The organism is Candidatus Tisiphia endosymbiont of Empis tessellata (assembly GCF_964031035.1).
Taxonomy (GTDB): domain Bacteria; phylum Pseudomonadota; class Alphaproteobacteria; order Rickettsiales; family Rickettsiaceae; genus Tisiphia.
In genome coordinates, this window is the sequence record NZ_OZ034997.1 from 491,734 (window position 1) to 503,443 (window position 11,710).

Genomic DNA, 11,710 nt, shown 5'->3' on the forward strand with positions numbered 1-11,710 from the left:
GCAGAAGAGTATATATACAAAGATGTTTGTTTTATATCAGCTAAGGTGATCTTTTTCAAGTGCAAAAAATAATAACTTTTCTTCTAATATAACTGGTTCTTGTATCTAATAGTCAACTTCATCGTTATTTTTGTTCTCGAGTTCTTACAAGAGGGGTGTTATCATAGTACCCTACATTTTTCTATAATCGTCATAGCAAGGCTCTTTAGATGCCGTGGCGATCCAAGTAAACAGCGAAGCTGTTTTTTTAGAGTAACGCTTCGCGTATCTTGGATTGCCGCGTCGACGCTTTTTCGCGACTCCTCGCTAATAGACGATCAGCAGCCATTTTAATAGTGGTTATATAAAAAATGTAGGGTACTATGATATATCAGTTTAAACATTCTGACTTTATAATATGTGCTGCTACGCTTGAAGGAGAGCTAGGACTTTTAAAACCTAATTCTATTAAAATCTTTCTGCTTTCTTTCACTTGCTGTGCTGCTTTTTTCCTGTCAACTAATAGTGATGTAAGCTTATCTGCTATATTTGATTTAGTACAGTTAAACTGGATAAATTCTGGTAATATCTCTTTATTAGCAATAATATTAATCAAAGAAATATAAGGTATTTTTATTAGTAACTTTATTAATAAAAAGCTTAAGATATTTAATTTATAAGCAACAATCATTGGAGTATTACAAGCGGCAATTTCTAAGGTATTAGTGCCAGATTTTGCTAGAGCAAGGGTAGCTACAGCAAAAATCTTAAGTCTATCACTTGAGAAATGGTAGTTAAATGCTGCATCTGATAAAAATGGTTCAATTAAAGATTTATGACTAGACTCAGCCGTGACAAATATCACTTCAAGATTAGGGAATTTTTTTGCTAGTAGATTGATCGCCGCCGTGAATACCGGGGCATGTTTTGTTATTTCACCTTTGCGGCTACCACAAGTGACACATAACACTTCTGAATGAACAGGTATTTGTAATTCTCGCTTTAATAGCTCTTTATCTTTATCATCATAAAAATACTGCTCCAATATTGGATGACCAATATACCGACAATCTAGACCTACCTTCTGAAAGTACGGTGGCTCGAATGGCAGTAAAGCCAACAAATAATCATAAATTTTAGCGTATTTCATAGCCCTAGAAGGTTTGTATGCCCAAACAGAGGGTGCAACAATGTGAATAATCTTTAAATTGGGCCGGACGACGACTGCTCGAATCTTCTTTGCTACTCTATAAGTAAAGCCTGGCGAGTCTATGGTAATTAACAAATCTGGGGCATGCTGAATTATATCAGCAATAGTACGCTTGATTAGCTTAGTGATCTTAAAAATATGTGGTATAATTTCGACGAAACCCATAAGATTTATTTGACTAATCGGGAAAAGGCTATGCTCTAACCCCGCTTCTTCCATCTTGCTTCCCCCTACACCAACGAACTCTAATTGTATCTCCTCCAGCTTATAAATATCTTTTAGGCTTTGTATCAAATGACTCCCTATAAAATCTCCTGAAATTTCACCAGCAATTAGATAAATTTTAGCCATTTGACTGCTTCTTACTACATAGGCTTAAATTTTTGTCAATCATAGCAGAATGAATGCCAACACAATTAAGGATCGAATGAAATACATAGTCATGACTAATTTCAGTGCCTAAATGATTAGCTATAGAACTTACCAAATCAGGATGTCTTTTTTTAAATTCATCCGATATCCAAACTAGAAAAGGCACCGTGGTTTGTTCTGGGATCATAGGTCCACCGTGACCGTAATAACCATGTTCTCCCAAAGATTCTGCATGATCAGAAACATATATTAGGATAGCGTTACTATTTTTTAATAGATCTATTACATTATACAAAAAAAAATCTGTATATAAAATGGTGTTATCGTAATCATTAATCAACTCTTCAATATCACAACTGCTCTGATCTACCTTAGTAATGGAATTACACTTAGGAGTAAATTTTTGAAATTCTTTAGGATATCTAGCAGAATATTTCCAATGACTACCAGCTGTGTGGATAACTAAAACATTTTTAGTAGTAGAATTTACAATATTATTTTCAATATGAGGTAACATTTTTCCATCGTGATCAAGCCTCCTTAATAAAATAGAACCACCAGGTATCATAGTAAACCTAACTTCATCATAAATTGTAATTGGGTTTTTACTTCTTAAGTATCCTACTATATTCTGAGTGCCAATCCAATTAGTGTTAAAACCAAGCATGGTAAAAATTGACAAAAAACTCGTTTCTTCTGTACTTTTGTCTAAGCTACTCGCAGGATGGCGAGATAGAAGAGATGGAACAGAAAGATGTGTGTGATTGGAAGCAGACTGTGCTTTAAATGAAAAAAGATTTTCAACAGAACTTAAATATGGCGTAGTGTCCCTGTGATAACCATTAATACCAAAATGATCAAATCGTGCTGATTCTCCTATTACAAGTACCACTGTAATATTTTGATCCGATTGATCAATGAAAGAAAACTTCTTACTTATATCATCACGCATTGCACTTCTTTTGTTATTTAAAGATAAATATGTGTTATGTAAATATTGGATAGGAAAATAACCCCTTAGCAAATTAAACTGCGGCATAATAATATTATTAATGGTAATTAAAAGACAAATTGCCGCTAGTAATTTTGTAACAAATAGTTTACTATCTAAAATAGAGAAATGCTTCATCGTATAAATACAAGTAGCTATGCTAAAAATTAGCCAAACAATTAGCCTAATACTAACTATCTCATATACTTCATTGAAGTCAGTAGAGAAAAAGCTACCCATCATCTCTTTTGTAGGAGAAATTTTGAAAAGATATAGATAATAGCTGGCAATTGCTCCCGTTACAAATAAAAAGATTGCTCCTATTATAAAAACAAGTCGATGGATAGTTAAACCAAAAAAAATGATAAAGCAAGTAAAGCAAATATAAATAGAGTCCTTACTCAACTCCAATATTGCTTTAAAAAAAGTGAATTTGTAGTAGCTGAATTTATAAACAATAACTGCTGAATTAAAAAGTAGACAATAAATAAAAGAGAACACCAAAGATAGTTTGATTAGTTTACTATCTAAATGTTTTTGGATTAGTTTTAACATATAAATAACGTACTTTTGTATGATTGTAACTTAGGTATCATGATAACATCAACACTGCAAGAGTTTTTTCAACTTTTACAAGTTAATAGACCAATTATATCTGTTGATTATGGGACACGAAAAACAGGCATCGCTGTCTCAAATCAAGAACATACCATCGCTATGCCTATAAAAACTATATATGAGATAACAGAAGAAAATAAGATCAAATCAATATTAGACTTGATCACAACCTATTCTAGCTGTGGTGTTGTCGTAGGGCTGCCGATTAGTATGAATGGTCAGGCTAGTAATCAAACTGCGATTGTATTAAAATTTAGCAAAAAGCTTAGTTTAGCCATAAATCTTCCTATATATCTACAAGATGAAAGACTTACTTCCCTTGCTGCCAATAGTTTATTAAAATCGCTAGGAATCAAAAGACGAGAACGTAACCAAAAAGATGATTCAATCGCAGCAAGTATGATTTTAGAAACTACTTTAGATTCTATTAAGAAACTCCACAGAACCTAAGTGTATCCTAGTGTAATAAAAATACATAGACGTCATATACTGTTCGTAAATGAAGAGTTGATAGGACGATAGAATCAAAATCATGATAGTAGCAGGAATTACTAAATCGAGGTGCTAGGCATACATATTAGTACGTGAGTATCACTAGAATCTTGGATAATGACAACGCAATTCTTGATTTTCATCGAGTATATATGGGACACTGCAAGAACAAACTCAGATAGACTAAAACTCGTACCATAATTGGTTGCGGGGGTTGGATTTGAACCAACGACCTTCAGGTTATGAGCCTGACGAGCTACCAAACTGCTCCACCCCACGATAATGGAAGTACCTGTGAATTGATTCTTCTTGGTAATTTTATTGTCAAAACTTGCTTCCGTTCCTTACGTATATTTGCGTACTGCTTGCGGTATACTCTTCTACATTTTTCCTAAAAATTATTCAATTCGTAGACACTCCTATAATATACGCACTTACCATGACGTCACCCTAAATTTATTTCAGAACCTAAACTACTTAGTTTTAACAAATCCTCTACCCCGCTTAGGATGACATCCACCTTGAGTAAAAAGCCTAGCTATACTTTTTTACCAAAACTAAGCCCAGCAAACTTCTTATTAAAGTCACTGATATTTTTATTAGATTGGTTAACAACATTTCCAGATTCTTTAGTCCATGCTGGATGTTTCCTATAATCAACATCCATCAAAATCTCTTCTGCATGACCACCAGAGTTTGTTTCAAAAACATCCTTACTAATAATAATTTTGAATTTTTTATATTTTGGGTGTATTCCAGTTTTCATAATGAAGCACCAACTTTTTTCTCAGCTATCTTTCTTTTAATTACTTTTGCTTTATCTGAGAGTACATCACATGATATTTTAAGCATATATGCATCAAAACCACCTACTTTCTCAACAGAACGCATACATTTGGCATTTACCGAAAGCTTATATTCTTGCTTCGTCAGATCACTTGCAAACCTCACCACCCTTAGGTTAGGTTCAAATCGTCTTCTAGTTTTTCTTTGTGAGTGTGATACTTTATTACCATATAAAACACCTACTCCACTAAGCTCACATCTACGAGACATCGTGATCTCCCTTCCCATAATTTATAACACAGGATTATACTATATAATAAGGTCTTATGTCAATATGTATATTAATATTATGTAAACTTTAATGTAAAAATCGTTAACACTTTTGAAGTAGCGAGAACATATCACGCATTGAATAAAGCCCGGCTGGTTTGTCAAATAACCAAATTGCAGCCTGAATTGCCCCATCAGCAAAGGATTCTTTACTTAATGCTTGATGTTTTATACTAAGAACTTGGTTATTACCTAAAAATAACACTTCATGTTCCCCATGTATCTGCCCTCCCCTAATAGAACTAATACCAATTTCATCAGGCTGTCTTTGACCTTTCTGACTACGATCAAATACTGCATATTCATCAAAATCTAAATTTCTAGCCTTAGCTACAGCCTTACCCAACATTATAGCTGTACCAGAAGGTGCGTCTTTCTTCATACGATGGTGACAATCTAGAATCTCTATATCGTAAGTATTATCTAGAATTTTTGCTGCCTTTTCTGCCAGTACTGTAAGTAAGTTCGCACCTAAACTCATATTAGCTGAATATAATATAGCCAAGCTTTTGGAAGCTGCGTTTAAGTGATCAAGCTGATATTGAGTTAGACCAGTAGTGCCAATCACTAATTTATTGTTGTAGCTAATAGCATAATCAAGTAATTTTTCTAATATTTCACTGCTAGAAAAGTCGATAATTACATCAGAATTCTGACAAAACTCAGCAAGATCATCTATGCTATTTTTTCTAGTAAATGTTGTAGAAAGTGTACAAGCATTAAATCCATTCATTCTTTGAATTATCATCTGCCCCATTTTACCAGTTGCACCACAAACACCTATACAAACAGTCATTTTAATCCTCTATATTGTCTTAAACAATGTACTAGTGGGTTTAAGTTACTGTTCACTATAGTATTTATCACCTCACCAACCAATATAACATGATCTCCTACTTCATATTGACTAAATTTGTTGCATTCAATATGGCAAACTGCTCCCTCAATCAAAGGACAATTAGTAGTACACCCTAAATTATACGAAATACCCGCAAATTTATCAGTGTTAAACTTAGAAAAATGCCTAGAAATATCTTCTTGATCCTCAGCTAGAATACTAACAGCAAAATATTTACTACTAGTAAAAACACTCATACTAAAAGCCTGTTTATCAAGACAAAACGATACCAAAGGTGGTAACAAGGAAACTGAGGTAAAGGAATCTGCAGTAAAACCAAATAGCTTATTATTGTATAAAGTAGTGATAATAGTAACACCTGTAGGCAAAGTGCTAAGAGCTTGTTTAAATCGTTCGGAATTCACTGTTGAAGCCATTTTTTAGTAATACGGCTAATTGTTCCATCTTCTGTCAATTCAGCAATAGCTTTATTAACACTATCAATAAGTTTAGAATTTTTTGGCATAGCAATAGCTAGTTCAGATGAAAACTCTGTTAAACCGAAGCTAGCAAGATCAGGATTATTCTCAATAAATTTCTTAGATTGGGATGCCTCTAGTACCACCGCATCTATAACTTTTGACTTTAACTCTTCGACTAGCATTAAATTATTTGATAAATAATTTATTCTAATATTAAACTGCTTAGCTAAATCCTGAACTATTACCGCCCATGTTGTACCAAGTTGTACACCCACAGCTTTATTATCCAAATCTCCAGTATTCTTTAAATTATCTGCTGATCTATACAATATTGACACATTTGTTAATATATAAGGAACTGAAAAGCTAATATGTTTTTTACGCTCTTCGGTTACCGATAACCCAGCTATCACTATATCAACATTTTCAGTAGTCAAAGATGCAAGTAAACCATTAAAATCAAAATTTTTAATTATAACTTTTTTCTCTATTTGTTCTCCTATAGCATTAATAATATCAATATCAAATCCTACTATTTGGCCATTTTGGATAAATTCGTAAGGGGGGTTATCTGCAGAAGTTGCAACTATTAAATTTTGTTCTTTAGATTGATTATCACAACCAATCATTAAAAAGGAACAACATATAACAAGGAAGAATAGCTTTATTAGTTTCATAAAAATCAAATAACTGTTTTAATTAATCTGAGTTACCCGAATTTGGGATAAGAATTGACTAATTCTTATCCCAAATTCGCGTGAGTTCGATGTAATAATTATCCTTCTATACTGGGTATAATGCCTACGCGGGAATGACATCGAGGGAATTAGAATCGAACTCATGTTAATTGATTATCGCACTTCTTATAAGTATATACAATAGACTTTTTTAAAATTTGCCCTTTACATCCTATTATAATTGTTGTAGTATAAAATTGCTGCTTTTGTAGCTATAGTAATAAACGTGATTTAGAATAGAGGTTGCGGACTCGGGGGCGGTACCCGACGCTTCCACCAAATTAAGTTGTGATAGAAGGATACTACAGGTTTTATCCATAAGCTTTCATGGGGGCGAAATAGGATCGACGTGCTTAATAAAAAAATTATCTTTACTCGGTATAATTCCGCCGGACCTTGTGTCGTTGGGTTAAAAAAAGAAACGCAAATGATAATGAACGTTTCGTAGGAACTGCAGCACTAGCTGCCTAGTCCTACGCGGTTGGGGGCTTAACCGGGCAACAGAAAAAGCCCCGCTAGAATTTTATCTTGCATAACTAGAGATATACAAAACCTCATATGAATAAGGCTTGAATAAGACTATTTAAATTTTGTTCAGCCTATAGCTAACCTGAAAAGGTTTTAGTTATAATGTGACCTAGCTATAAGCTATGTCATTCCCGTTTTTAGCTAGGAATGACATCAAGGTTGTTACTATGGATCAAACATTTTCGGATTAGCTATATCTAGTTTTGTGTTATTTTCTTTGTTTAGTTTATAACTATGAAGACCCCATATCAACAATTTCTTAACGAATGTATGTTGGAATTTGTAAAAAAGATTCTTTCAAAAATTCGTACTGATAAGTTGCAGCTGAATCAACTCTTGTATATTTCTTACAAAACTGATAATCCTGCCGTAGTTTTATCTTCTAGGATAAAAGAACGTTATCCCAAAGAAATAACTATAGTAATACAATATCAATTTGAAGATTTAACTGTAGGACTCAATGGCTTTTCTGTAACAATTAGTTTTGATGGTATCAAAGAAACTATCTATGTACCATTTGATTCGCTTATCAGCTTTGTTGATCCTAATAATGGTTACAGCCTAAAGTTTAAGCTAGAAACAATCAAATCTAATGAATTGCCTAACGAGAAGAAAAGAGAAACAATTAAGGTGTCTAGCGATTCTAAAAGTAAATCTAATTCAGCAGATAATATAATAGTTTTGGACAAATTTCGGAAACCCAGTAAACCCGTATAACGCGAATTTGAGATAAGAATTTGTCAATTCTTATCCCAAATCGGTGAAATTATAGAAACAATCAGATTTAAGACGACTCTGCATCTGATTGTTAAGTTTATAAGATAGCTTTTTGCATAATATCATTAAGTCTTTTTGCAAATCCACCAGTATCATTGACTGGCTCACCTTCTAAAATACAGGCTTGGTCATACATTAATCTAACCAATTCTTCATTAGCATAGTCCTTATTATTTGAGATTACATCAGCGTTAATTTTCTCAATAATTTTATGCTTAGGGTTTAGCTCAAATATTTTAGCAGATGCTGCTATTAATTGTTTTTGCTCAATTAAGAATCTTTCCATACGAATATCCATAGCTCCGTCTCCAACGGCGAGGCAAGCTGGGCTTGAAGTAAGTTTTTTAGAAATCCTTACATCTTTTACTAAATCACCTAATATTTCTTTAAAATATTCCGTTAATTTTATATATTCATCATTTTCGTTTTTTACATCTTCTATTTTCTGCTCAGATTTCTCTAAATCAATATCACTTCTAGTAACTGATTTTATGGCATAACCTTTGTAGCTACTATTGACATTAACCCAAAAATCATCAACTGTATCAGTAAACAGCAGTACATCGATATTTTTGCTTAAAAATCCTTCTATTTGGGGGCTAGAGAGTAATTTTGCTGGATCATCACCGCTAAGATAATATATAGTATCCTGTCCTTCTTTAAAGTTACTAATATAGTCATCAAGGCTAATCATCTTACTTAAAAGGCTACTTTTAAATATACATGTCTCAAGTAATTTATCATGATCACTAGTTGCCTCACATAATCCTTCTTTTAAAGCAGCCCCAAAATTGGACCAGAAATTGCTATATTCCTCTATAGACTCGTCTTTTTTCTTTTTGAGTTCACCCAAGACTTTTTTGGTTATTGCAGCTTTAATCTTCTCTAAAGTACTATTATGCTGCAAAGATTCGCGGCTAATATTAAGAGGTAAATCCTCTGAGTCTACTACCCCTCTTAGAAACCTTAGGTAAGAAGGTATTAAATCTACATTCTCATCAGAAATGAAAACTCTCTTGATGTATAATTTTACTCTTCTCTTACGATCGGGGTGGAATAAATCAAAAGTCTTAGTTGACGGAATAAATAACAAATTAGTAAATTCAACAGTACCTTCATTTTTATTATGAATAGTTAACCAAGGATCGTCCATCGAATAAGATAAAGCTTTATAAAATTCTTTATATTGCTCAAAAGTCAAATCAGATTTCGGTCTTGTCCATAATGCAGAAGCTGAATTGAGCTGTATTTCATTATTAGTTGACTCATCAATAAAATATATAGGTATGGCAATATGATCAGAATAACTTTTAACTATATGCTTCAATCTAAAATGATCAATATAACTATCTTCTTCTGGCTTAACGTGAATAACCACCTCAGTCCCCCTAGTAAAATCATGATCAAAATCATCGACCATATATTCCCCAAGACCATCTGATTGCCAGACATAGGCTTTCTCTTCTCCTGCTTTTCGCGAGGTAACAGTAATGCTATCAGCAACCATAAAAGCTGAATAAAATCCAACACCAAACTGTCCTATTAACATACTATCTTTTTTAGCATCTCCAGACAGGTTGTTTAAGAAATTTCCTGTACCAGACTTTGCAATAGTTCCTAGATTATCGATCAAATCTTCTCGGTTCATACCAATACCATTATCTCTAATAATAATCTGCCTTTTATCTTTATCAATTCTCACAGTAACTTTAAAGATAGGATCATCTGCAATAAGTTTTGCATCGCTTTGGGCTAAGTATCTTAATTTATCACAAGCATCCGAAGCGTTAGATATTAACTCACGCATAAAAATCTCTTTATTAGTATAAAGAGAATGGATCATTAAATTTAAAATCTTACCAACTTCAGCGTCAAACTTCTTTTTTTCTTGGGTCATAGTTAAGTCCTATAATACTATTTAATGTTATGTATATAGTGTTTTAAATGTAAATTTAAATAGTCTGATTCAATATTTTTTATTGCTAATAATTTTAAACTACTAGTGTAACCTAATATTATCTCAAAATTATTTTTATTAATTTTCCATTTTTTAGATAGAAAATTGATAATAGAATTATTAGCCTTGCCATCCTCTGGCACTGATTTTATAAATAATTTTAGATAATATTTATCATTAATTATAATAAACTCGCCTATCTTATTTGTCTTTGCGTTAGCTTTAACCTTAAGAGCAATAATGGCTAATTTCTTATTGGGGTTATAGTTAAAAATCTTACTCATATATTGCATTATCAACTTATTTTATAGTCCCATTATATTATCTATTCTTTCCCAAGGAAAATCTTGATCTTCCCGTCCAAAATGCCCATATGATGCTGTTTTAAGATAAATTGGATTATATAAAGATAGTTTTTTTATAATACCGCCTGGGCTTAAATCAAAATTATTCTTTATTAATTCAATTATTGCTGATTCACTCATTTTGCTAGTCCCAAACGTTTCAATACTTATAGAAACTGGCTGGGCAACTCCAATAGCATAAGAAATTTGAATCTCACAACGCTGTGCAACACCTGCTGCTACAATATTTTTTGCTAGATATCTTGCTGCATAAGATGCAGATCTATCGATTTTTGTTGGATCCTTACCAGAAAAACATCCGCCACCGTGGCGTGCTATTCCACCTTAAGTGTCAACTATTATTTTTCTTCCTGTAAGTAAGTCCACAGTCTCCCAAAGGCCCTCCAATTACGAACCTTCCTGTTGGGTTCACAAGATATTTAGTATTTTTATCAATCCATTCATCTGGTAACACAGGCTTAATGATTTCTTCAATTACTGCTTCTACTAAATCAGCATGAGAGATATTAGGGTGATGCTGCGTAGAAAGCACAACGGTGTCTATACCAACTGGTTTATTCTCAACATATTTAAAAGTGACTTGGCTTTTAGCATCTGGTCTTAACCAAGGCAAGATGCCCTTTTTTCTGAGTTCAGCTTGTCTCATAACTAATTTATGAGCATAGATAATTGGTGCAGGCATAAATGTAGGAGTCTCATTCGTTGCGTACCCAAACACCAAACCTTGATCACCAGCACCTATTTCATGATCTTCACGATTATCTACACCTAATGCAATATCCGGAGATTGATTGCTTATTGAAGTAATCACACTACAAGAGTCTGCGTCAAAACCTATATCAGAGCTAGTATAGCCTATCTCTCTTATAATATTGCGTACTATTTGATCAATGTTAACCCAAGCATCTGTTGTGATTTCTCCAGCTATAAATACTAGTCCAGTCTTTATAAGTGTTTCGCATGCTACCCGACTCTTTTTTGGATACTCCTTAAGAATTGCATCCAGTATAGAATCTGAAATTTGGTCAGCCATTTTATCTGGATGTCCCTCAGAGACAGACTCAGAAGTAAATAAATGATAATTTGTCATAATATTATTTCCTAAAGTTAGTATTGAACATTAAGATTGAATATTAAGGAGTTATAGAGTAAGTATTACAAATTGTGAAGTTTAAGTATATAATGGACTGGAAAATTTAGACAAAAAAGCAGGTGGTTAGCAGGTAGTTTTGCTTATGTTTATATTAA

At 33.0% G+C, this 11,710-nt stretch carries 11 protein-coding genes, 1 tRNA gene, 1 other RNA gene and 1 pseudogene; 3 read left to right on the plus strand and 11 right to left on the minus strand.

Features of this window, described 5'->3' with window-relative positions:
• Positions 1-370 precede the first annotated feature (370 nt).
• Both lpxB and AAHM86_RS02480 read right to left on the minus strand, forming a co-directional pair.
• Positions 371-1,540 carry a lipid-A-disaccharide synthase gene (lpxB, locus tag AAHM86_RS02475; RefSeq protein ID WP_342268181.1) on the minus strand — a complete coding sequence of 390 codons (1,170 nt, stop codon included), beginning with the start codon at positions 1,538-1,540 and terminating at the stop codon, positions 371-373.
• Positions 1,533-3,107: a phosphoethanolamine transferase gene (locus AAHM86_RS02480; protein WP_342268182.1), complete on the minus strand. Its 1,575-nt coding sequence runs from the start codon at positions 3,105-3,107 to the stop codon at positions 1,533-1,535. The genes lpxB and AAHM86_RS02480 overlap by 8 nt, the downstream gene beginning before the upstream one ends.
• Before the next feature lie 39 nt (positions 3,108-3,146).
• Between AAHM86_RS02480 and ruvX the strand changes: the two genes are divergently transcribed.
• Positions 3,147-3,620, plus strand: a complete 474-nt coding sequence (gene ruvX, locus AAHM86_RS02485) for a Holliday junction resolvase RuvX (protein WP_341748294.1) — start codon at positions 3,147-3,149, stop codon at positions 3,618-3,620.
• Positions 3,621-3,864: 244 nt separating this feature from the next.
• Here ruvX and AAHM86_RS02490 read toward each other — a convergent pair.
• From AAHM86_RS02490 to AAHM86_RS02515, 6 genes are all read right to left on the minus strand, one after another.
• Positions 3,865-3,941: transfer RNA gene (locus AAHM86_RS02490), tRNA-Met, on the minus strand.
• A 259-nt stretch (positions 3,942-4,200) separates the two neighbouring features.
• A complete protein-coding gene (gene rpmE, locus AAHM86_RS02495; RefSeq protein ID WP_341748295.1) occupies positions 4,201-4,428 on the minus strand; it encodes a 50S ribosomal protein L31 in 228 nt (75 codons plus the stop codon).
• Positions 4,425-4,718 carry a 50S ribosomal protein L28 gene (rpmB, locus tag AAHM86_RS02500; RefSeq protein ID WP_341748296.1) on the minus strand — a complete coding sequence of 98 codons (294 nt, stop codon included), beginning with the start codon at positions 4,716-4,718 and terminating at the stop codon, positions 4,425-4,427. The genes rpmE and rpmB overlap by 4 nt, the downstream gene beginning before the upstream one ends.
• Before the next feature lie 103 nt (positions 4,719-4,821).
• On the minus strand, positions 4,822-5,574 hold the full coding sequence (gene dapB / locus AAHM86_RS02505) for a 4-hydroxy-tetrahydrodipicolinate reductase (protein WP_342268183.1): 753 nt from the start codon (positions 5,572-5,574) through the stop codon (positions 4,822-4,824).
• Positions 5,571-6,053, minus strand: coding sequence for a flavin reductase family protein (locus AAHM86_RS02510; protein ID WP_342268184.1), 483 nt, complete (start codon positions 6,051-6,053; stop codon positions 5,571-5,573). The genes dapB and AAHM86_RS02510 overlap by 4 nt, the downstream gene beginning before the upstream one ends.
• Complete coding sequence (locus AAHM86_RS02515; protein ID WP_342268185.1) at positions 6,038-6,775, minus strand: ABC transporter substrate-binding protein; 738 nt, start codon at positions 6,773-6,775, stop codon at positions 6,038-6,040. Before AAHM86_RS02515 ends, AAHM86_RS02510 begins: the two co-directional genes overlap by 16 nt.
• 220 nt (positions 6,776-6,995) lie before the next feature.
• Here AAHM86_RS02515 and ssrA point away from each other — a divergent pair.
• Together ssrA and AAHM86_RS02525 are read left to right on the plus strand one after the other, a co-directional pair.
• Positions 6,996-7,352, plus strand: a transfer-messenger RNA (tmRNA) gene (ssrA, locus tag AAHM86_RS02520).
• Positions 7,353-7,597: 245 nt separating this feature from the next.
• The gene (locus AAHM86_RS02525) at positions 7,598-8,080 is read left to right on the plus strand and encodes a ClpXP protease specificity-enhancing factor SspB (protein ID WP_341762000.1); all 483 of its coding nucleotides are present in this window, start codon (positions 7,598-7,600) and stop codon (positions 8,078-8,080) included.
• A 97-nt stretch (positions 8,081-8,177) separates the two neighbouring features.
• Here the strand turns inward: AAHM86_RS02525 and htpG are convergent, their stop codons facing one another.
• The 3 genes and pseudogenes from htpG to metK all read right to left on the minus strand — a co-directional run bounded on the left by htpG (position 8,178) and on the right by metK (position 11,552).
• On the minus strand, positions 8,178-10,037 hold the full coding sequence (htpG, locus tag AAHM86_RS02530; protein WP_342268186.1) for a molecular chaperone HtpG: 1,860 nt from the start codon (positions 10,035-10,037) through the stop codon (positions 8,178-8,180).
• Positions 10,038-10,054: 17 nt separating this feature from the next.
• Positions 10,055-10,381 carry a DUF167 family protein gene (locus tag AAHM86_RS02535; RefSeq protein ID WP_341748436.1) on the minus strand — a complete coding sequence of 109 codons (327 nt, stop codon included), beginning with the start codon at positions 10,379-10,381 and terminating at the stop codon, positions 10,055-10,057.
• 21 nt (positions 10,382-10,402) lie between these two features.
• A pseudogene (metK, locus tag AAHM86_RS02540) lies at positions 10,403-11,552 on the minus strand (methionine adenosyltransferase).
• Between the last annotated feature and the right edge of the window lie 158 nt (positions 11,553-11,710).

Excerpts from the sequence above, each read along its gene's own strand:
- lpxB (WP_342268181.1), bottom strand. The coding sequence starts at position 1,540 with ATGGCTAAAATTTATCTAATTGCTGGTGAAATTTCAGGAGATTTTATA.
- AAHM86_RS02480 (WP_342268182.1), bottom strand. The coding sequence starts at position 3,107 with ATGTTAAAACTAATCCAAAAACATTTAGATAGTAAACTAATCAAACTA.
- ruvX (WP_341748294.1), top strand. The coding sequence starts at position 3,147 with ATGATAACATCAACACTGCAAGAGTTTTTTCAACTTTTACAAGTTAAT.
- rpmE (WP_341748295.1), bottom strand. The coding sequence starts at position 4,428 with ATGAAAACTGGAATACACCCAAAATATAAAAAATTCAAAATTATTATT.
- rpmB (WP_341748296.1), bottom strand. The coding sequence starts at position 4,718 with ATGTCTCGTAGATGTGAGCTTAGTGGAGTAGGTGTTTTATATGGTAAT.
- dapB (WP_342268183.1), bottom strand. The coding sequence starts at position 5,574 with ATGACTGTTTGTATAGGTGTTTGTGGTGCAACTGGTAAAATGGGGCAG.
- AAHM86_RS02510 (WP_342268184.1), bottom strand. The coding sequence starts at position 6,053 with ATGGCTTCAACAGTGAATTCCGAACGATTTAAACAAGCTCTTAGCACT.
- AAHM86_RS02515 (WP_342268185.1), bottom strand. The coding sequence starts at position 6,775 with ATGAAACTAATAAAGCTATTCTTCCTTGTTATATGTTGTTCCTTTTTA.
- AAHM86_RS02525 (WP_341762000.1), top strand. The coding sequence starts at position 7,598 with ATGAAGACCCCATATCAACAATTTCTTAACGAATGTATGTTGGAATTT.
- htpG (WP_342268186.1), bottom strand. The coding sequence starts at position 10,037 with ATGACCCAAGAAAAAAAGAAGTTTGACGCTGAAGTTGGTAAGATTTTA.
- AAHM86_RS02535 (WP_341748436.1), bottom strand. The coding sequence starts at position 10,381 with ATGAGTAAGATTTTTAACTATAACCCCAATAAGAAATTAGCCATTATT.